General features: G+C 58.2%; 16 protein-coding genes and 1 pseudogene. 7 read left to right on the top strand and 10 right to left on the bottom strand.

What is annotated here, in order from left to right; genetic code table 11:
• Window positions 1-13: 13 nt before the first annotated feature.
• Together NATOC_RS19915 and NATOC_RS23370 are read right to left on the bottom strand one after the other, a co-directional pair.
• Complete coding sequence (locus tag NATOC_RS19915; RefSeq protein WP_015323299.1) at window positions 14-1,345, bottom strand: MFS transporter; 1,332 nt, start codon at window positions 1,343-1,345, stop codon at window positions 14-16.
• Window positions 1,346-1,429: 84 nt separating this feature from the next.
• Window positions 1,430-2,421 (bottom strand): annotated as a pseudogene (locus NATOC_RS23370) (chromate transporter).
• A gap of 197 nt (window positions 2,422-2,618) precedes the next feature.
• Between NATOC_RS23370 and NATOC_RS19900 the strand changes: the two are divergent.
• From NATOC_RS19900 to NATOC_RS19885, 4 genes are all read left to right on the top strand, one after another.
• Window positions 2,619-3,185 (top strand): hypothetical protein, encoded by a 567-nt coding sequence (locus NATOC_RS19900; protein WP_015323298.1) that lies wholly within the window; start codon window positions 2,619-2,621, stop codon window positions 3,183-3,185.
• A gap of 47 nt (window positions 3,186-3,232) precedes the next feature.
• Entirely contained in the window at window positions 3,233-3,706 is a 474-nt protein-coding gene (locus NATOC_RS19895; RefSeq protein WP_015323297.1) for a DUF892 family protein, read from the top strand.
• 104 nt (window positions 3,707-3,810) lie between these two features.
• Entirely contained in the window at window positions 3,811-4,488 is a 678-nt protein-coding gene (locus NATOC_RS19890; RefSeq protein WP_015323296.1) for a helix-turn-helix domain-containing protein, read from the top strand.
• 144 nt (window positions 4,489-4,632) lie between these two features.
• A complete protein-coding gene (locus NATOC_RS19885; RefSeq protein ID WP_015323295.1) occupies window positions 4,633-4,905 on the top strand; it encodes a HalOD1 output domain-containing protein in 273 nt (90 codons plus the stop codon).
• A 44-nt stretch (window positions 4,906-4,949) separates the two neighbouring features.
• On the opposite strand, the gene NATOC_RS22100 is transcribed toward NATOC_RS19885, so the two are convergent.
• On the bottom strand, window positions 4,950-5,105 hold the full coding sequence (locus tag NATOC_RS22100) for a rubrerythrin-like domain-containing protein (protein ID WP_015323294.1): 156 nt from the start codon (window positions 5,103-5,105) through the stop codon (window positions 4,950-4,952).
• A gap of 620 nt (window positions 5,106-5,725) precedes the next feature.
• On the opposite strand from NATOC_RS22100, the gene NATOC_RS19880 reads away from it, so the two are divergent.
• Window positions 5,726-6,823 carry an alpha/beta hydrolase gene (locus tag NATOC_RS19880; protein ID WP_015323293.1) on the top strand — a complete coding sequence of 366 codons (1,098 nt, stop codon included), beginning with the start codon at window positions 5,726-5,728 and terminating at the stop codon, window positions 6,821-6,823.
• A gap of 488 nt (window positions 6,824-7,311) precedes the next feature.
• Window positions 7,312-7,923 carry a hypothetical protein gene (locus tag NATOC_RS19875; RefSeq protein ID WP_015323292.1) on the top strand — a complete coding sequence of 204 codons (612 nt, stop codon included), beginning with the start codon at window positions 7,312-7,314 and terminating at the stop codon, window positions 7,921-7,923.
• Window positions 7,924-7,939: 16 nt separating this feature from the next.
• Here the strand turns inward: NATOC_RS19875 and NATOC_RS19870 are convergent, their stop codons facing one another.
• From NATOC_RS19870 to NATOC_RS22095, 3 genes are all read right to left on the bottom strand, one after another.
• The gene (locus NATOC_RS19870) at window positions 7,940-11,557 is read right to left on the bottom strand and encodes an Eco57I restriction-modification methylase domain-containing protein (RefSeq protein ID WP_015323291.1); all 3,618 of its coding nucleotides are present in this window, start codon (window positions 11,555-11,557) and stop codon (window positions 7,940-7,942) included.
• Window positions 11,550-14,810: a helicase-related protein gene (locus NATOC_RS19865; RefSeq protein WP_015323290.1), complete on the bottom strand. Its 3,261-nt coding sequence runs from the start codon at window positions 14,808-14,810 to the stop codon at window positions 11,550-11,552. The genes NATOC_RS19870 and NATOC_RS19865 overlap by 8 nt, the downstream gene beginning before the upstream one ends.
• A 199-nt stretch (window positions 14,811-15,009) precedes the next feature.
• Window positions 15,010-15,219, bottom strand: coding sequence for a hypothetical protein (locus NATOC_RS22095; protein WP_049888987.1), 210 nt, complete (start codon window positions 15,217-15,219; stop codon window positions 15,010-15,012).
• Between the two features lie 146 nt (window positions 15,220-15,365).
• Here NATOC_RS22095 and NATOC_RS21480 point away from each other — a divergent pair, with 146 nt between their 5' ends.
• On the top strand, window positions 15,366-15,656 hold the full coding sequence (locus tag NATOC_RS21480) for a winged helix-turn-helix transcriptional regulator (RefSeq protein ID WP_245549727.1): 291 nt from the start codon (window positions 15,366-15,368) through the stop codon (window positions 15,654-15,656).
• Between the two features lie 174 nt (window positions 15,657-15,830).
• Here NATOC_RS21480 and bioD read toward each other — a convergent pair whose 3' ends face one another.
• Genes bioD through bioB form a run of 4 tightly spaced genes read right to left on the bottom strand, consistent with a single transcriptional unit; the run spans window position 15,831 to window position 19,854 of the window.
• Window positions 15,831-16,514 carry a dethiobiotin synthase gene (bioD, locus tag NATOC_RS21475; protein WP_015323288.1) on the bottom strand — a complete coding sequence of 228 codons (684 nt, stop codon included), beginning with the start codon at window positions 16,512-16,514 and terminating at the stop codon, window positions 15,831-15,833.
• Window positions 16,511-17,710 carry an aminotransferase class I/II-fold pyridoxal phosphate-dependent enzyme gene (locus NATOC_RS19855; RefSeq protein ID WP_015323287.1) on the bottom strand — a complete coding sequence of 400 codons (1,200 nt, stop codon included), beginning with the start codon at window positions 17,708-17,710 and terminating at the stop codon, window positions 16,511-16,513. Before NATOC_RS19855 ends, bioD begins: the two co-directional genes overlap by 4 nt.
• A gap of 1 nt (window position 17,711) precedes the next feature.
• Window positions 17,712-18,740, bottom strand: coding sequence for a hypothetical protein (locus NATOC_RS19850; protein WP_015323286.1), 1,029 nt, complete (start codon window positions 18,738-18,740; stop codon window positions 17,712-17,714).
• 1 nt (window position 18,741) lies between these two features.
• Window positions 18,742-19,854, bottom strand: a complete 1,113-nt coding sequence (gene bioB / locus NATOC_RS19845) for a biotin synthase BioB (protein WP_015323285.1) — start codon at window positions 19,852-19,854, stop codon at window positions 18,742-18,744.
• Window positions 19,855-19,930 lie beyond the last annotated feature (76 nt).

The raw sequence follows: 19,930 nt of genomic DNA, 5'->3' as shown, positions 1-19,930 counted from the left end.
TGCGGACGGCGGGCTACCGGTAAGCCTCGAACTCCTGGCCGAAGATCGCGAAGTAGACGACGCCGATCATGCCGATGATCGTCGCGATCGTAAAGGAGAGTTCGGGATCGACGAACTGCCAGAGGAACCCGCCAAGCGCGCCGCTGGGGATCACGATCGCGCCGCGGATCAGGTAGTACGATCCCGTCACGCGGCCGCCAGCCCCCTTCTCAGCGGGGCCGACCACGAGCGCCTTGTGAGCGGGCAGGCCGGCAAATCGCAGCCCGGAGAAGGCAAAGAGCGCGATCAGGAGCCACGTTTCGTCAAGTCCACCGACGTACTGGGGGCCGAAGATCAGCAGTACCGGGAAGATCGCATAGACGAAGAATCCGAGCCCGACGACCGGTTTGAGCCCGACGTACTCGGCGATCTTCGCTGCCGGAGCCATCGTCAGCAACGCGACCAGCATCTCGACACCCAGGAGGACGCCGAAGAAGGCCGCAGGCGAGAGATCGATCGTACCGACGACGGGAAGGGTCGTGGTCAGTCCGATCTCGAGCAGCTGGGTAACGACGAGGATAAAGAAGGCGTAGACCATCCCGTTGGCAAACCGGACGAACGTGTCGGCGACCAGCAGCGGCCGCAACGGATCCGGGAGCGCCCGCAGATCGTCAACGATCTGGCCGACGCCCTCGAACTCCTTGCCGACCGAGTCGGCGTCGGGGTCGTACAGCAGGTGTTGGGCGATCGTTCCGAGGACGGCGAAGACGATCGCGATCACGAGCACCCAGAGAAAGCCGGGCATTAGCTCGTCGGCGACGAGGACGGCGACGATCAGCGGGGCGATCAGGAACGCCGTCCGCCGAAACGTCTCCGTGCTGGCAAAGCCCTGCGCCAGTCGGCTGGGCTCGGTTGCCTGTTTGACGATCGCGTAGTGACCACCGATGCCGAACGATTTCCAGCACTGGGCCAGCAGGAGGCCGACGAACACCCACACCCACGGCTCGAGGACGATGACGCCGAGGTCGATCGCCGGGATATATGCAGATCCCAGCCAGATCGCGAAGCCAAAGGTCGAGAGAAAGCCAAAGACAGTTAGGGCGTACCGCGACCCGACGCGGTCGGAGACGACCCCGCCGTAGTAGGGGTAGACCGCGCCGATCACGTTGCCCAGCGTGGCGAACAGCCCGACGACGAACCCGCCCGCGCCCAGGTAGACCAGATAATCCGGAAGGAACCGGTTTGTCATCTGGAACCCGAGACTGAACGCGAACATCGCCAGCGAGAGCACCAGGACGTCCCGCTGGAGCGAGAAGAACTGCCGAAACGGTCCGAAGAGATCGACGGATTCACGTTCCGTGCTCATCTAGCAGTCGCATTTGATAGCCGGGTAAATACATTTTGCTATACCTCACTCGTGATTCTTCGATCGTACTCGGGGCGGTGGGTGCTACAGGAAGAAGAACGCCCCGACGCCGACCGCGCGCCGGCAGCGATGAGGTACGCGGCGTGGACGCCGCGAACGAACAGCCAGTAGGTGACAAGCGCCAGCAACACGACGAACAGATCGAGGACCGCTCCGGCGACCGGAACCGGGACGGTCGGCTGCTCGACGAGGAACGACTCCTCGGCGAGGATGACCGTCGCGCCGAGAATCGCCCCGATCACGGCGGCGTTGACGGCGACCAGGGCAGTCTGGACGAGGGCGTTCTTCCGGACCTTCGCGAAGTAGGGAAAGAAGCCGATGATGAACGCAAACGAGGGGCCGAAGGCGCCGATCGTTGCCACGAGCGCGCCGATCACGGTGACGACGACGATTCCGCCCGAGACGTCAAGCAGGAGCTTGTAGCCGACGAAGGCCGTCGTCATCACGACCGGGCCGGAGAGAGCTGGCCGATCGCGATGCTCTCGTGGACATCGACGAACTCACGCCCGGTCATCCAGCCGAACTCGCTGACCACGGTCTCGATGAACGGATCAGTACGAGCCCGCCACCGTGAAGTACCTCGGGGACAAGCCCCGAGGCACTCTCGCTGTATCTCTGTAGAACACCGCCTCGACCGCGGGCACCTGCTGGTAGGCGAAGTAGAGCCACGACAAGAAGACGACGAGGACGAACGTCGGCAGCATGAAACAGAAGCCGGCGACGAGTGCCCCCTTGGTTCCGGCGTAGATCCACCCCATGAAGATCCCCAGCTGGGTCGAGGCCGGACCCGGGAGCATATTACAGATCGCGAGCCCCTCCATGAACACCGACTGGTCGGTCCACTCCGTGTCGTCCTCGCCGACGAGGTCGTCCTCCATCATTGCGATGTGGACCATCGGGCCGCCGAAGCCGACGATGCCGATAAAGAGAAAGTACCTGGCGATCTCAAGGAGTTTGGCGGGGGTGGCACGGCCGCGATACTCCGTTTTCGCCGCGTCGGACGTCGTGTCAGCCATCGCTCCCGACGGTCGATCGATCGCCGGCGGTCGGTCGCCTCACGTTCGTGAATAGCACAATCTTCATACCGATCGGGGCGTCATCTCGACGCATGGGATAACGTCACGATGGTTGGGTAAATATATTCCTATTTATAGGATGTGATGAATATAGTACCGATGCCGGAGGACCGTGGCCGAACGAACACGACGCAACCATGACGGACCGAAAGAACGCGATGTTGACGACCGAGGATCGTCGGTGGCTCACCGGAGAGAAGTCCTACGAAGGTGAGCACGCCAAACAGCAACGCTACCAGCGCCGGCGCGATATCCGCAAGCGGGTCCACAACACGATTCTCGATTTCACGATCCTCTTCGAGCACCTCGAGGACGCCGAACGGGAGAAGCTCTTCGAGTGTCTCGAGGACGATGAGTCGGACGATGAGTTCGAAGCGGGACTCCGTGACGGGCTCGCTTTCATCCTGTACAACGCGGGGATCACGGAGACGATGCTCGAAGAGTGCTCGCACGGAACCGAGTCGACTGCGGAACGGCTCCTGCGGGAGGCCGTGGACGCGGCCGGGAAGCGCGACGAGATCCTCATCGAGGACGTCGCGATTTCGATCGACGCGACCCGCGCGCCGATCGCGTCGATCGTGGCGGAGTTGAAGGCGGGAAACGAGGTGTCGCCCGCGGAGCTGTGTCTCCTGCTGGAAAGCGAGGCCGTCGACACCGACGCCGCACGAGACTGTCTCAGGGAGCTGGTCGTCGATGCGGAGTGACCGATTGGGATGGAGGGCAGCGCGGTACGACCGATCACGGAGAACCTATGAGTATCAGAACTGAAGCGGACATGTTCGAGCGGGAGCTACAGAAGCTGTACCACGCGGAGCTGGAGATCCTCGATCTGAACGGCGACCTCTCCGAGGCGGCCGCCAGCGAGGAGATCCAGGAGCTGTTCGCCGGCCACAGGGAGGATACGGTCGCACAGATCACACGAATCGAGGAGATCTTCGAACTGACCGACCTTCCCCTCGAGGAGCGAGGCAGTCCGATCATGGAGGGATTGCTCGCGGAGAAAGACGAGTTCGTCAGTGAGGTCGAAAGCGACGAGCTACGCGATCTCGACGCGATCGGGATCGGCACGATCAACGAACGGATCGAAATCACGCTGCTCGATCGACTGATCCTGCTGGCCGAGACGCTCGATCACCCCGAGTCGGTGGTGAGTCGGCTCGAGCAGAATCGATCCGAAGCCGAATCGGCGCTACAGAAGATGCAAGCGTACAGACGAGCGGACTGAGCCACCACACCGCCAGCACCGACAGTCGTGTGTCGCTCGGGCCGTCGCGTGTCTGTTGCAGTGGCAGGTGACGGTTTTCAGTTCCTCGAGCGGAGAACACGCGTATGAGCGTCGTTGCCGAGTTCACGATTCCCGCCGACGCCTTCGCACTGGACCACACCCTCGAGGCCGTGCCCGACGCGACCGTCGAAATCGAACGGCTCGCGACCCACAGCCGCGAGTGGGTGATGCCGTTCCTGTGGGTGACAAGCGACGACATCGAGGACGTCGGGAGCGTCCTCGAGAACGATCCCGATATCGAGACGGTCCGAACGCTCAACCTCGCCGACGGAACCGGGTACTTCAACGTCCACTGGAGCGAGGAAATCCAGCAGCTGATCGACGAAATCGTCGACCAGCGCGGGATCATGCAGGAGGCCGAAGCGAAGGACGGTCGCTGGTATCTCAAGTTGAAGTTCGTCGACCAGACCGTCCTCGAGGAGTTCCAGGCTCACTTCCAGAAACGAGACTACATGTTCGAGCTCCAGCGTCTACACCGAGGAATCGGGCCGAAAGAGCGGCGGTACGACCTCACTCCAAGCCAGCGGGAGGTGCTCACGGTCGCCCAGGAGATGGGTTACTTCGACGTCCCCCGCGAGACCCAGATCGAGGAGCTTGCGACGGAGCTGGGGGTTTCGACGAACTCCGTCTCCCAGCGGCTGCGTCGTGCGACGGACAACCTCGTCAGAAACACACTCACCGTCGCCCCGCCAAAGGGGATGACCGAATCGGATGGGGTGTGATCGAAACGGGTGACCGTGGCGTTCATCCGTCGCGTTACAGGCGAAAGCCCACGGTTTCGGGTCAACGAACGCCGAACGAACGAGGGTTAGAAACCGGAAAGCTGTTTGGAAAGTAGTTTATACAGGTATGTGGCAGTCCGTGCTATGTCAAACGCGTCCGTTCAGACCACGAACGCTCCGTCGGTACCGAATCAGGGGATGACGCCAGTTGTTGCTGTCGTTGTTGCAGTTGCCGACGCTGCTGGAACGGATCCACTCGAGTTGCCGCCCCTCCACGAGGCGATCAATCCGGAAGCGCTGAACGAACTGATCGACTGCGATCGAGAGTCCGGTCTGCAATCGATCTCCTTCGAGTATGCAGGATATGACGTCGTCGTCTCGGGTACTGGCGACGTTCACGTAACACTCTCCGAGTAACAGCGGACCGGGATGCTCGTCAGGGAGCGCTCGATGTCGGACTCCTACTCGAGCGATTTCGCACGGTTTTGGAACTCACCCCCGCACTCGGCGCACTCTCCCGGACTGGTTTCGGCCCGAACGATTTTCCCACATTGGAGACACTCGTACTCGGAGCTAATGTCGGACGTATCTCCCTCGACATCCTGATCGTGGGGCATGCCTCACCCTTGGTGGGGCAGACACAAATAATGATTGCAAACTTGAGTGAAATAGTCTCGGAGAGGTGTTGGAACGGAACCGCCGACGGGTGTCTCCCCCAAAGCCACGTTTCGCCGCTTCCGGTTTGGGATCGATAACCGTTCTACGACCAACGAACTGGAGCCATCGGGACGGGAAATCCGGATCTGCGCAACTTTCGATAGCAACTTCGTGCATGTACGGCGTCGCCGGGAACGCAATTTTTCACAGAGAAGACGGTTCCAGACAGCACTGTTCGATATCGTATTGCCGTCTTGTTGCGGCAAGAACCTCGAAAGCGATTACTATGAGGATAAATCACAAGGTAATCGAACAGTCCGTACGGATCACGCCTCCCTGTTATCGTTCAACAGGTACACCTCTTCAGGTGCGTATCTCCCACTAATCGAGAACCAGATTCGGGTAGCGCCCGTCGCGTCAGCCAGTACAGCAAGCGGTCGACAGACGAAGGACACGGTCGACCCCAATGGGGTCTCCGAATCGGGATCGGATGGGTTGCTCACCACTGTTCGGGAGTTTCTCAGTTCGTGAAATACACAGGTACTATGATTGTATTCTCAAACAGTCATTTTCCCGAGACATGACGGACAACAGTGACCGGACAACGACCCCTAGACGAGCGTTCCTCGCCGGAACGGCCGGGACGGCGGTTCTTGGGACAGCTGGCGCGGCAACGGGCGCGGACGACCACCGAAACGAGGCAGAGCGAACGAACGACAAACGACGGGCCGGCAGGCAGGACCGCGAGATAGCTTCGTGGAAGCCAACCGCCCACGATCTGACGATGGACGACTGCCACCGGCTTCGAGTCTGGGAGCGGACGACCGCTGCAGATCCCGACGAGGCGGTCATCTTCGTCCACGGAATGACCTACGGTGCGCTCCCGATGTTCGATCCACCGGTTGCCGAGGACTTCGGCTGGCTGCGGTACGCGGCCGACCAGGGACTGGCAGCGTTCGCGCCCGACATGCGCGGGTACGGCGATACGGAACTCCCAGCCGAGTTCCGGTCCCAGCCGGAGGCGAACGCGCCGCCGCTGTCGTTCGAACGCGAAGCCCTGGATCTCCTCGAGGTGACCCGGTGGCTTCGTGAGGACTGCGGTTTCGATCGCATCCACTACGTCGGCCTCTCGGGCGGCACGTGGCGTGGTCGCGCGGTATACGCGCTCGGCGAACCGGACTACGCGACGGTTACGCTTGCTGGGGGTTCGTTCGACACGCTCGAAGTCGGCACGGACCCGGACGGGCCGGCATACCTGCCCCACACCCGCGAGGAGTTCGTCGAGGCGTGGACCGGTGAAATTCCCACCGACGCCGACCTTGACCGGTGGATCGGCGGCGACGAGTACACCGCCGACGAGGTACTCGACGCGGTCTGGAAAGCGATCGTCGAGAGCAACCAGGCGATCGAGGACGAGCCGGAGACGATCATCAATCCGCTGGTGGTCCAGGACAGGGAGTACCACCCCGAACAGATTACCGACCCGACGTTCGTCGTACGTCCCTCGAGCGACGAAACCATTTCCCGAGCGGGTGCGCTGAATCTATACGATGCCGTCGGCGCCGAAGACGACCGGAAGCAGTACGCCGAGATCGCCGGTGGAACACACTTCATGTTCCTCGAGCGCAAGCGTGAGGAGTTCTTCGACGCGGTCAACCACTTCCAGGACCAGTACTAGGCAGTTGACTCCCCTCAGTCCGTGGTAGTGCTCGAACGGAGTACGTTTTGCAGGTCGCGGCTCGTTTCGATTGCTCCGCAAGTACAGCGGGAATTACGTTCGTCTGCTGCCGTTACGCTCCCGTTTCGGGGAGAGGCCAAACGACGAGGCTACGGGCCACCGCGCCCGTGGTACTTCACGGAGCTAGTAGTGGAGAACTGCTCCGGGTAAACTCGATTTCGCCAGGCTGCAGCCACCCGGAATTCTGTCCAGCGTCCAATGGACGTCTTGGAGCGCAGCGAAGCCAGCGATCCCCGTGAACATCGAGTTCGTTTGTGGCAGTTCGTGGGCGAGCTCACCTCCCATACTGTGTCGGGGAGAGTGAACAGCTGTGGCAAGAGTATCAGCCCTTCCAATCAACAAAGAAGAATGTAATTAGTAAATTCCTATTGTCTATCTACTCATATCAACGCCTAGTATTATGTTGGCTTGCCCGCATCGTTCAGAGAATGCCTAGTAAGAAACTCGCCAAGGAAGACGCGACGGAGGTTCTGTTCGTGAAGGAGGCGCTGGGTGATGATCCTACCTTCGGCGTGAACGTGGAACGACTGGTGAACCATCCGGAGATGGGATGGGTCGTGTTCGAATTCCTGAAACTGGGGGGTCCCTTTACTGATCCGCCGTACAAGTGGCGCGAGATATTAGCCATCGACGAGAGCCATCCGAACAACTACTGGCACCGAAACGGGCGGAAATTCGTCTCACTCTGGCAGTTGACCCAAGAGCTTGGCGGCGTGCTCTTTCTCGTGAATTACTCCGTCAAAGAGGCCGAAACAGAAGACGGTGTTCCGGACAACTGTCTCCCGCAGCCTTACGTTCGAATTCCTCCTGGAACCGATGCGGAGGAGAAGGTGTACTACTACATTGCAAAGGGCAAGGGCGCCCACGTACTGCAGGTCACCGACATCGACCTCGACGCCGCGTTCGATGACTCCGATGCTACTCCGATCGAAACCCGCCCGATCCCGGAATCCGAAGGCGGTATGAGCTGGGACGCGTTTAGCGACTGGTTCCGGCGAATCAACCGAGAAAGCAGTAGCGATCCCCGGACGCTTCGGTAGCCGCCTTTTCCACCCTCTACAGGACGTCCTCGACTACCGCCATTTCGTGTGATCCCAAGAGTTGGTCCGTCTCCCACTCCGAAACCATATCTACGGTCGAATCCACTACTGCCTCAATCTCGTCCCAACACTGCTCTGGGTTCCCGTTCCGCGTAGCGAACCGCTTGCTGTAAAACTCTCTGAAAACCTCGTGGACGCGTTCACTCTCCGTTCCGGCGCTGTTGGCAGCACCACACCAGTGCGTGATCGTTTCCGGCTGCGCATTCAGGTAAAGACCAGTGAGGATTGCATTGAGTCCCGACTGAAGGGTCGTCACTCGTTCCGAAAGGTCACGGGTAGAGTCGTGGTCCAGTTGTCTCGCCAACGTCAGCGCCCACGCGAGCTGGGCGACGGTGATTTCAGTTTCTGTGGACGCTTCCGGGATCGGAATCGGTTTCGAGTACTGACCGTCCATCACCCGTGCGCTCTCGGTGGTTTCCGAGAAGATCGCCTTCTGGAGGTAGTAGGATGCACACGGGTGGTTTAACGCAGCGTATACGAACGCGATCTCTTCCGGGGTACTCTCCTCAAGTGGGACGTTTACGAGCTTCTCCGTGCCTACAACGTCTCCACCTTCGTCGATCCAGGCCCGGAGCCGAGTTCCACGGAGCACCTTTAACATGACACGCGGAACGGCGTATTCGTCGACGGAGTCGCGGTAGTCACTGAGATCCTTGTGCCAAATGTCTTCCACGTAGAACTCCTGTACCCACGGGTTCTTGTTGATGTAGTGATCGTCCCCCTCATCGAGTCTCTTCTTTTTGCTGTCTGGAATGTACAACTGCCTCGTCGTGTCTTCGGTAGACATTACGTCACCAAGACGCCGGTCGTGGGAACGCAGGCTTTCCAGGACATCGCTCTGCTCGTCCGTTATGGGTCGGAAAATGATGGTTTTCGAATCCATCATGAATTCCTGCTCAACCCATCCAAGGTGGACCGGCTGGTTCGCAGTTGTACTCCGAAGATCCCTGCTCCGGTGTACAGTAGGAATACGTGACTGACCGTCACCCCCCATAGTATTGACTATCGCGATGGTTTCGAGGTTTACTCCGACGAACCCGAGTCCGACGTCGAAAACATGCTTGAACTCGGTCTCCTCCAGTAGTTTCTCGCGGATGTCGGACCACGAACTGTAGAAGGCGATACTTTTGTTGACGATGTAGGAGATGACACCGTGATCGTGAGCGAGGTCGAGTGCCCGTTCGTAGAACCACTCACAAGAGTCGTTCGTCCCCTGACACTCGTAATTAGCCTCGTTTTTCAGCAACGGCTCTTCTTCGGGGCTGAGTGAAGCTCCATAGGGAGGATTGCTGATGACGACGTCGAATCCTCCGTTCTCTATGAATACGAGCGGAAATTCGAGCGGCCAGTGACACGCGTTCAACTTGTCCCGTCGAAAGTCCTGTTCAGCGTACTCACGTTCGACGAGGACGCTCCACTCCTCAGGATCGGAGAAGTGCTGTCGGAACCGGTGGAAGATCGTCTCGACACCCCGTTTCTCGAGTGTCGGACTGTCTAACCGTGCCTTGTATTTGTACGTCGTAAATCCCCGCTCCCCCAGGTACTCATCGATCGCTTCGGGTATCCCGTCCGGAACGGTGATGCTGAGCGTCGTGGAGGACTGGGGAGCCGCATTCAGGCTATTCCACGCGGCTCCAACATCATCAACGTGGTCAGCGATCGTGAGGCGGTTATTGTTTGAGTCACTCTGAGCCCCTGCGTACCACTCGTCCAGGTCTTTCTTTAGCTCGTCGTGTCGGCGTTCGAGCGTTCGCTTCGTCTCTCTCTCGGGGTCAGCGGATTCCCTGTAGTTACGAACGTCTTGTCCGTACTTCCGTAATCGGTCCTCCATCGTCGTGGAGCCAAGAGTGTGCTGTTGACCGGCTACAGCAGCGGTTTCGGTAAATCCGAGGAGGCTGTTTCCGGTTCGGATGTTGAAGGTGATGTCCGGCAGGGGTGGAATCTCGTCACGTTCGTCGACGGCCGTCCCCTCGGTCGTGTCTACTGGAGTTGCGCTGATAAGCCACAGCCACAGACGCAGCTTACAGATTTCTGTCGCCCCTTCGAGGACGTCCACGCCGAAGATGTTCTGTGCGATGATCTGCCGCCGGAGAACGTACTCGTCCGTATCGGGTCGGCACATCGACCGCCACTCGAACAGTGTGTTCGCCACCGCAAGAGCGAACGAGCCACTTCCGACAGCAGGGTCACACACCCTCAACTCCGTTAGTTTTGAATCCAAATACTGCAGTACTTCTGGAGAGCTCCTGTACTTCTCATAGAGGATATCAAACCCGCCTTTCTGAGTCGACTCGATTTCCGCAGATCGGTCTTCTCCGGGTCGGTAGAGGTCGTCGGAACGAAGCTCAACAGGGGCTGTTCCTTCGGCGAGGTCCTGATCGACCTTCTCCAGTACACCCTCCCACAACGCACGACGAGCCTTGAAATCGGTTATGTCCTCACCGGTGTAGTACGCGCCGACCTCACTGTTACCCTCGGACAGGAGGTCGTTTCGCTCGGACGCGCCCAAATCGCTCAGACGGACATCGTCGCCGATCTTACTCACTGAAATGACGAACTTTTCGTAGATGTATCCGAGGACGGCCGGAGTGAGATTTCCGACTGTCTCAGCTGCGTCGTCGTCCGTGCCTTCGAGACCATCCAAGAGCCAATTGTACTCGTTGAGCTCACTAATGAGAGCGTCCCAGTCGAAGTCCTCGACGATCAACTCATCGTCCTCTGAGATGGTAGTGCCGTCCGTGGTAGCAAGCTCCTCGGGCTGGAAGAGTCCTCCGTTCAGATACGGGACATGGAGCCAGTACGATCCGGTAAATTTGATAGCATCGGTGTTGTGAGAGTTTAGTCGGTCAAAGAAGACAGTTCGAAGGAAGACCCAGAAGTCATCGTGTTCATCGACGAGCGTACTGAATACACGATCCGTTTTCCCCGGAACCATCTCCTTGGAATCGTTCACCGGGGTGATGACACCCCGTTCGACGAGAAAGTAGAGGAAAATCAGACGGTCAATAATCCGCTGTGCAGAGAGGAGTTCCTCCTGTTTGCTCAGCGTGTAGTCGCCGTTAGTCGTGAGCGAGCCCGCGAGGTCGGATCGGTGGTCCCACAGCTCTCGGTAGAAGCGGTCAACAACGTCCTTGTAGTCGAAAAGGACGTTGATGTCTTCGGGAACCTGCTCTAGCTTGTCCAGCTTGCTTCCCGCTGTGGTTCCCTTATGGAGGTCGGGGTTGTAGATAAACTGGAAGTTCCCTCGTGACGCTCGGAATACCTGAACCCGGTTCGTCTCCGGGTCGAAAAACCAAAAATACTGTAGCCGAGTTCTCCGCTTCAGCTCCTGTGTGATCTTCTTCGGGGTATCCTGTGGCACAGCCGCCATCGGGAACTCGAAGTACGCAATCCGCACGGATCCCTCGATGCTAAAGCGATACGTAACCTCGCAGTCGGTATCGTAGGTTACCGTGTCCGACGTCGGCGCTTCGAAATATCCAGCATCGACTAAAAAATCGTATCCGTAATCACCGGTATCGCCGCGTTCCGGTGTCGCGTCCAGTAGACTCGGGGAGTTCGTCACATTAATCATTGTTCTGGTATTTTATGACTGCCTTCAGTTCGCTTTCTCCGGACTCGGCCCTCCCTTTCTCGGACATGTGGATAACTGTTTGCCATTCTGGTGCGTTACGAATCTCCGTATCCGGATTAGCCATCCAGCCGTAGACTTCTTCCTGAATTGACGACAGGCTGTCCGCCAGAGCATTGCGTTGAGGTACTGTGTATGTGTCCGCTTCCAGTCGCTCACGAACGGCATCCAACGTCCCTCTCATCTCCGGGTCAGAAACCAGGTCCATTACCTCCTCTACCTGATCAACCAGCTGTGAAGCAGCACGCCCTAACTGCCCTGCTGTAACCCGCTCCCGGTTGTACTGTTCCTGGCGTTCCTCGCGAATCTTCTCAATCGTTTGTTTGTCACTTTCCGTCAGGCCTGCAGCATCGGATCCGGCCTTTACACTGCGGTGTAACGGTGTCCAGATCGACGGATCACCGCCCGTCTCACCAAGGACAGCGAAGTTCGACAGGGGAGTGTCTCGAACTGTCGCGTCGTGAGCTTCGGTTTCTTGATCTTGGTAATCCGAGGATTCCACAACGGTGTAGATCGGGCGTCGTATCGACGGTGAGACTGCAAGCACATCATCGGAACTGAGGTTGTAGGTATCGATCGCCCGCCGAAGGATCCGATCCGTTCGTGTCTCCTCTGGGGGCGCCTGTTCCGGAGCAATGTCACTCGGGTTCGAAGAGGCCATCGTCTCATTGTATTCATCGAGGCTTTCAAGGTACTCCTCCCGCTCTTCCTCGTGTAACTGTTCGATCTTTTTCTTATCCATTAGCCAGACAATGAAGTCAAGACCGACGATGTCAAGAATCGTGTCCAGTCGAGCGTCTAACTTTTCATACAGTTCGAGCTCTCGATCGATGGAATCTGTTGGGCGAAAGTTATGGACCTCGACTTGTTTCGGATTCGTGATGCGCAACGCCCGACCGGTCCGCTGGATTAGAGTGATCGGATTGTACGGCAAGTCGAAGTTCACGATGGCGTCCGCGCGAGGAAGGTTCACACCTTCTGCCAACATGTCCGTTGTGATTATTACGTCAAACTCGCCCCGGTTGAAAGACGATACGAACGCCTCTTTATCTTCAGAGAGTCCACCGTGGATACGTCTGACACCGGTGTGCTCGTCGGAAAGGCTCTGATAGAGGTATTCTACCGTATCACTGTATTGGGAGAAGATGACGACCGGTTTCTCCTCGCCCAGTTTGTCCGCAACGATCGACTGTAGCTTTGCAACCTTGTTGTCTCCGGGATAGGGGACGGTTTCGGTGGTACCGAACGAGGACTCGATTCGGTCCCCCATCTGCTCGATAAGGTCGATGTCAGACCGAAGGTTCGTGAGGACTGTCTCCTGAAGGTCCGAATCAAGGGAACGGTAGGTGGTGACAACGGTTTCCAGTCGTTCGAAATCAGTTGCAGTAGCTGCTTCCTGTGGGTCAATACTGGTGACGTGTGAGGAGACATCGCCTTCCTCAATCGCTGTGTCTCTCGTAATGGCCTCGTAGTACAGGATGAACCGCTTGTGGAGATTGTCGATGCTGTCGTGGAAGGCTTTGAGACTACTTTCCAGGCGCTTGTACAACCGCCACTTCTGCCTGAAGATCAGGTTGTCGAAATTCTGGTACCCCTGCCCATCCCACAGCTTCGAGGGTTCGTAATTGAGCTGATCGAGGAAGGGAACGATTTCTTCGAAGACCTCGCTTTGATACCGGGTGGGATAATCGTACTCCTCCTCTGTGATTTCGGGATCGTCATACTCGACGTCATCTCCCGCCAGCTCACGGAGGTCCTCTTGGAACTCCTCCTGAATAATACGCCATGTGATCTTGATAGATAACTCGTTCTCGATCGTTTTGATGTCTCGAATAAGACTACTGCTAAGGTCGTCATACTTGTTCAATTTCTTCAATCGCTGTCGGGTGTTCTCGTAGTGTGACTTCAACCCGGCCGTCTCGAACTGGTGGACTCTCCCCGCTCGGTAGAACAGGTCAATTAAAGAGAACAGGTCTTCAGGACTGATGTTGATCGGCGTCGCAGTTGTGAGGAGAACGTCAGAATCGCCGTTCTGCCGGATGATATCTTCCAGATTGTTACGTCGGTTACTGTCGTTCCGGTAGTTGTGTGCCTCATCAACTATTAGTAAACTAAATCGATCAGTATACTCCCGATAATCGAAGACTCGGTCGCCTGCAGTCGCCTCTTCGAGTGGCTGTTTCTGTAACATCCCCATCGACAGGAATTCTGTTTCGGAGGCGACGTTGAATTCGTCAAATACGTCTTCCCACTCTTCGGTCACATTAGAGGGGGCAACGACCAGAATTTCGTTATCGGGAAACCGTCGTTGGTAGGTCGCAGCGGTCTGTGCGGCGACATACGTTTTGCCTGTACCGACACTGTTTGAGAGGATGTATCCGCCAAAGCGCTGGAGCCGCTCCATCACGATGTTGTACGTTAGATTCTGATACTCCAGTAGCGGTGACCCACTGGTCGAGACGCTGCTGTCCAGTAAGTAGTCACGGTCGAGATACCGGATGAGTTTGGCAAAGAAGACGGATGGAGGCTGGTAGACGTAGTCACTCTGTTGGACGTTCTCAATGACCTCTAGTACGTCAAGATCTTCTTCACCCTGTTCCCAAAGCTTGTCGAACCACTCACGGAACAGCTCTCGATCCTGATTTCCCGCCTGCATCTGCACCGAGAGTTCGATATTACTCTGAAGCCCGCCTTTGCTGAAGTTAGCCGATCCAGCCCAGATGTCGTCCGGAACCTCGGAGCGAAGATAAAAGCTGTAGAACTTCGGGTGGAAGTTACGTTCCGTAATAACCCGGAAATCGACAACCCCCTTCTCGACGAACCGTCGAAGGATGTCGATAGCTTCGTCATCGTACTCGATAACCTGATCAGTGACCAAAGAGAGCAGGATAGATTTGGTTCGGTTCGAGGTTTCCGGACCCATGACTACCCGAATGGGTGCTTCCGTTCCCCACTCCGGATCTTCGATTCGACTGACGGAGCCGGTCTCAATTAGTTCCTCGAACCTGTCAGCGATCGCTTCGAATCCGGAAAAGAAAAGGAATCCAGTCCCGACGTCCAGTCGGAAGCTATTGTCCCGATCTTCCTCGATCGCCTTGGTAAGGTAGTGCTCAAATACGTCACGGACACTCCCTTCTTTATGTTCAGCTAACAGTCCGGCGTTGTTGTCGATAACCCGATTACCGATATCCGTCATCAGTTTTCGCGCTCTTTCAGTAGAGAGTCGACGACCGAGCCAAGAGACGTGTGGTCATCTTCCACTATGGGCTCCCCAGGACGTTCTTTCGTACGATTTCGATCCCTACTCGTAGACATGAATATGTGGAGGTGTAGCGGCATTAACGACCCAGCCGGAGGGCTTCATTTGGTATACTACCGTTATATTCTTGCTATACTTAAAAGTCAGTGAGAGGACGACGTTCATCGCCGGTTTCGACGAGCGGCTCAACCCGGACCAGAACGAGTGTATCGAACAACTCTTCATCGGCGCCGACGTCGAACCGCCGGAGGAAGCGGTCGGGGAGGATCCGGATGACGAGATTGAAGACGATGAAATTGACCTCGAAGAACCGGTCGACGATGCCGAGGACGACGACCCCGAGCACGATTCTGGCGTGAACGGTGAGGATGACGAAACACCCGACGAACCCGGACTGACGATGATACCGCCCAGTAAATCCTTCTAGAATCTCATTTTGGTCGGTATCGCTACCCCTGTTACGACATACGGATCCGGGGGTAATTACCAGCGATGTCGACAGCAGAAGAGCGGTCTCGAGAACTGGTGAGCACTGACGGACAACCCGTTGATCGTAGCGTCGGCCGTCCTCGGACGGAAGTGGCGTCCGACAATCGTCCACCAATTGCTGAACGCCGGACCGCAAGGTTTGGCAACCTCAAAGAGCGGATCGACGGCATCTCGGGAAAGGTGCTTTCCGAGTCGCTAACCGATCTCGAGGAACAGGGAATCGGTGAGCGACGCGTTCTCGAGACGAAGCCAGTTCGGGTTGAGTATCCGCTCACGAGTGCCGGCCGAGGGTGAGAGAGGGTTATCGAGGAACTCGACCAGTGGGTCGTGCGTACCGTCCTCAGAACCGTGAGCTATCCACCATCGATTCGGATTTCGGAACGGTACCGGCCACGAGGTTGCGTGAAGACAGCGGATTTCGGGACAAGGTTGTCCGGGTTCGCTCCTGGGGTCGTCCCTCAAACTGGCTCAACGAGACAGTGCCAGCGATCTCGTTTGTGTACAGAGCTCGGCAACTCGACTGCCGAGACGACAGACTGCTTCTGGGTCTTCGGACGACAATTCCGGAAGCGGCTGAACCTGACAGGAACACATCCGCTCCAGCTCGTCGGGGTTTGTTCGTTCGGCGACGGAGTGTCCCTGATACCTATTCAAGGCGATTCCGGCAATCGGGACGTCACGTGCACGAAGCGCTTGGACGGTCAAGGCCGTGTGATTCAACGTACCAAGTCCGGAGCGAGCAACGATCAGTGCCGGAGTTTCGAGTGTAGCAACGAGGTCGATAATCTCGCGTGGTGGGTCATTTGAAAGCGGAACACGAACTCCACCAGCTCCCTCGATAATTCCGATCCCAGTCGTTTTGAGTGCCTTGTGGACGTCATCGACGAGTGAATCGAACTCGAGTCTACTCTCGGCCCGTCGTGCTGCGACGGCCGGAGCAAGGGGTTCTTCGAAGGTTCGGAGTCTCGTGGCAGCCGATTCGTTACCACAGACCCGCCGGACGTATCCGGCATCGTCGTCCGCCGGGAAACCGGTCTGTACAGGCTTGATAGCTCGAGCGTCGTACCCTTCATCCCGAAGGTATGCGACGAGCCCTGCCGTGATGACCGTTTTGCCGACACCAGTATCCGTCCCGACGATGGCGATCGTCATGGGCAGCCCCCCTTCGTCATGGCCGTTTCGAAGGCGGTCAAACACTGCTCGATGTGGGTGTCGGTGTGTGTCGCTTTCGGCGTGAGCCGAATACGACTCGTCCCCTCCGGTACCGTGGGTGGCCGTATTGCTGGTGCGACGATACCAGCCTCGGTAATTCGATCGGCCAGTGCGACTGCCTCATCGCGGTTGCCGACGAGCACCGGAAGGATGTGAGTATCACCCAGAACCTCGTACCCGAGCGCTTCGAGCCCCGTTCGCAGTCGCTCGACGTTAGTCCACAGCGCGTCACGCCGATCGGGTGCAAGCGCCAGTGCACGTTCCGAAGCGGCTGCAGCCGGCGGCGCGAGACCAGTCGAAAACACGAACGACCGGGCAGCGTTGAGTAGGTATTCGATGAGGGTCTCATCGCCAGCCACGAACCCACCTTGGGCACCAAGCGCTTTCGAGAGCGTTCCGAGTTGCACCTGCACCCGGTTTTCAAGCCCACGTTCGTTGACGATGCCGCCGTCGTAGACGCCCGTAGCGTGGGCTTCGTCTACCATCACCCACGCGCCGTACTCTTCGGCTACGTCACAGAGGGCTTCGATCGGAGCGACGTCACCGTCCATCGAGAAGACGGAGTCAGTTACGACGAGCCACGATTCGTCTGTCACTCCGTCTGAGAAGCGCTCAGCCATCCGCTGTGCCAGCGCATCCGCATCACAATGGTCGTAGACCTCTACGGTCGCGTCCGAGAGGCGCGCGCCGTCGATAATACTCGCGTGGTTGAGCGCGTCGGAGAAGATCACATCCGGCGCCAACGCGGTGATCGTTCCAACGTTCGCTGCGTACCCCGACGAGAACGTGAGCGCTCGCTCTGCGTTCTTCTCTGTGGCGAGACGCCGCTCGAGCGATCGGTGTGTTGACGTATCGCCGACGACGAGCCGCGAGGCCCCCGCACCAGTCCCGACGTCGCGAGCGGCACGCACCGCGGTCTCGGCGACCCGCGGATCACCGGCCAGTCCGAGATAATCGTTCGAGGCGAAGATCAGCCGCTCCGCCCCGAAGTTCGCTGGCTCCCCCTTCGGATCGGCAGCGGTGCGAGCGCGAGCGTCGACGCTGTCGATGGGTACGAGATCGCGCCGGAGACCGGACCGTTCTCGCTCCCGGAGACGCGTTTCGAGATCGAAGCCGAGGGAGTGGTGACGCTGCATCTCAGAATCCGGGCATCAACTCCGCCGGCCCAAAGACGCCGTACTCGCCGTTTCGGTTCCGACGAACGCCTGCCTGTAGGTAGCCGAGTGCCGGTCCGTTGACGTTGGCCTCCATGCTTGTGTTATCGTCGAGCTGGAACGTGTTGGTCCCCCGCTCACCGTCGAAGGTCGTCCCAGTCACGCGAACCGTCGTCGTCGTCGGCTTCTCATCCGATCGCGCGTCGAGAATTCCGCCAACCGTCACGTCCTCGGCATCGCAGATCCCTGCTCGCTCGAGCAAAACGTCGTCAGCGTGTTCCATATCGGTGAACTCGAGACGGCCGTCGTGCTCGTCGATTACCTGTTCGATCTCCGCATCCGACATGCTTCGAGCGGTTTCGGTATCGTAGCCGTCGAGGTGGGCAATGTCCTCGCGGACGGTGCCACGGTTGTCCTCGTAGCCGGATTTGAGTCCGACACCCCACCAGATCTCGACCGACTCGATATCGACGAACGACTGGGCTGCGAGTGCGGCTGCACCGGTCAGAAGACCGGGTGTTGCGCCTGCGCCACAGACGAACGTAATACCAGCGTCGTTGAACGAATCGATGCGATCGTCGAGCATATCGATGACGCGAGAGCGCTTGAGAACGTCGACGAGGACGCCGTCGTACTCGGCCTCTGCAAACCGATCGGCGACGCGCGGGATGAAATCGTGCTCGAGGTTCGGTAAGGCGATGAGTACCGCGTCGATACCGTCGGATTCGGCGATGATATCGGCGATCGGTGTTTCGGTCGGCTCGGCCTGCGACGAGGCTGCGACGCCGCTCGTCTCGCCCGACTGTTTGACTGCCGTGACGCCCCCATCACTCGCGATATTGCCTTCAGTCGCTGCGAGCAGTTCGTTCACGTCGAGCCCCCCGTGGTCGACTGCAACGCCGTGTCGATCACACGCGGCCACAGGCGTCAGACCGTCTTTTGCCGTCGCATACTCGAGTGTCCGTCGACCGATCCCACCGGTGCCAAGAACCGCGAATTTGATTTCGTGCATCTCAATCGTCGGTTTTTGTCGTCGCATTGCTCGTTGCCGTTCCCGCTGCAGTCTTCGGATCCGAGGTTTTGTGCTGGGTCGCAACTGCAGCTGGATCGAAGTCGTTGACCGCCCGGTTCGGCTCCAATCCGGCGCGTTCGATGATCTCGAGATCATCATCGGGCGTCTGCCCGTCCGTCGTTAGATAATCACCAGTCAGGATGCCGTCAGCACCTGCCTCGAACGGCAGGTGTTGTTCGTCCTCCGCGAGGTTGACCTCGCGGCCACCGGTCAGCCGCACTCGCGATTCTGGGTGGAGAAACCGATAGACAGCGATCGTTTCGATGATTTCGGTTTTCGAGATGGCTGCCCGATCGCGTTCTCCCAGTGGCGTTCCTTCGATCGGATTGAGGATATTGACCGGGAGCGAGGAAATGCCGATCTCCTGGAGTTCGACGGCTGCATCGACTCGGTCGGTCGGAGACTCACCCATTCCAAGGATAACGCCAGCACAGAGGTCCATACCTGCGTTCTTGGCACGACGAAGCGTTTTCAGCCGGTCCTCGAACGTGTGCGTCCCAATGATTTCGGGAAAGTATCGCCTGGAGGTCTCGATGTTGTGGTTGTAGTGGTTGAGGCCCTCGGCCGCGAGTTCGTCGGCCTCTTCCTGGGTCAACAGCCCCAGGGAGGCGTCAATTTCGACGCTGGTCTCGTCGCGGACGAGTCGAACTGCCCGGATGACGTCGTCCCACTCATCGGGACGTTTCTTTTTCGAGACGCCTTTTTCGGCGACGACGATACCGAACCGTTGCGCACCATCGGCTTCGGCTCGTTTCGCGGCTTCCAGTATCGCCTCCGGCTCGAGGAAGCCGTAGGAGTCGATACCGGTATCGAAGTGGGCCGACTGCGCGCAGAACCCACAATCCTCGGCGCAGTTTCCCGCCTTCGCGTTCACGATACTACAGGCGTCGACTGTCCCATCAGAGAAGTTACGACGAACGAGATCGGCGCCGGCAGCGAGGGTCTCGACGGGCTGGGCGAGTAACGCGAGTCCGTCGGTCCGATCGAGGCGCTCGCCGTCGAGCACTCGTCGTACTGCGTCGTCGATCGTTCGATTGCCAGTTTCGTAAACCACGCTAGCTACAGTGGTTGACGAGAAAATAAAGATACCGGACAAGTATCTCTCCAAATCAGTATTGCTGCGCCGAATG

It is taken from the genome of Natronococcus occultus SP4 (assembly GCF_000328685.1).
Classification (GTDB): Archaea; Halobacteriota; Halobacteria; order Halobacteriales; family Natrialbaceae; genus Natronococcus; species Natronococcus occultus.
Note: the sequence above shows the minus strand (reverse complement) of the source record. Positions and strands in the feature narration are given on the sequence as shown.

What these genes read in the sequence shown, in the direction of transcription:
- NATOC_RS19880 (WP_015323293.1), top strand. Translation starts at nt 5,726, where the DNA reads ATGACGGACAACAGTGACCGGACAACGACCCCTAGACGAGCGTTCCTC.
- NATOC_RS19895 (WP_015323297.1), top strand. Translation starts at nt 3,233, where the DNA reads ATGAGTATCAGAACTGAAGCGGACATGTTCGAGCGGGAGCTACAGAAG.
- NATOC_RS21480 (WP_245549727.1), top strand. Translation starts at nt 15,366, where the DNA reads ATGTCGACAGCAGAAGAGCGGTCTCGAGAACTGGTGAGCACTGACGGA.
- NATOC_RS19885 (WP_015323295.1), top strand. Translation starts at nt 4,633, where the DNA reads ATGTCAAACGCGTCCGTTCAGACCACGAACGCTCCGTCGGTACCGAAT.
- NATOC_RS19870 (WP_015323291.1), bottom strand. Translation starts at nt 11,557, where the DNA reads ATGATTAATGTGACGAACTCCCCGAGTCTACTGGACGCGACACCGGAA.
- NATOC_RS19915 (WP_015323299.1), bottom strand. Translation starts at nt 1,345, where the DNA reads ATGAGCACGGAACGTGAATCCGTCGATCTCTTCGGACCGTTTCGGCAG.
- NATOC_RS19850 (WP_015323286.1), bottom strand. Translation starts at nt 18,740, where the DNA reads ATGCACGAAATCAAATTCGCGGTTCTTGGCACCGGTGGGATCGGTCGA.
- NATOC_RS19900 (WP_015323298.1), top strand. Translation starts at nt 2,619, where the DNA reads ATGACGGACCGAAAGAACGCGATGTTGACGACCGAGGATCGTCGGTGG.
- bioD (WP_015323288.1), bottom strand. Translation starts at nt 16,514, where the DNA reads ATGACGATCGCCATCGTCGGGACGGATACTGGTGTCGGCAAAACGGTC.
- NATOC_RS19855 (WP_015323287.1), bottom strand. Translation starts at nt 17,710, where the DNA reads ATGCAGCGTCACCACTCCCTCGGCTTCGATCTCGAAACGCGTCTCCGG.
- NATOC_RS19875 (WP_015323292.1), top strand. Translation starts at nt 7,312, where the DNA reads ATGCCTAGTAAGAAACTCGCCAAGGAAGACGCGACGGAGGTTCTGTTC.
- NATOC_RS22100 (WP_015323294.1), bottom strand. Translation starts at nt 5,105, where the DNA reads ATGCCCCACGATCAGGATGTCGAGGGAGATACGTCCGACATTAGCTCC.
- NATOC_RS19890 (WP_015323296.1), top strand. Translation starts at nt 3,811, where the DNA reads ATGAGCGTCGTTGCCGAGTTCACGATTCCCGCCGACGCCTTCGCACTG.
- NATOC_RS19865 (WP_015323290.1), bottom strand. Translation starts at nt 14,810, where the DNA reads ATGACGGATATCGGTAATCGGGTTATCGACAACAACGCCGGACTGTTA.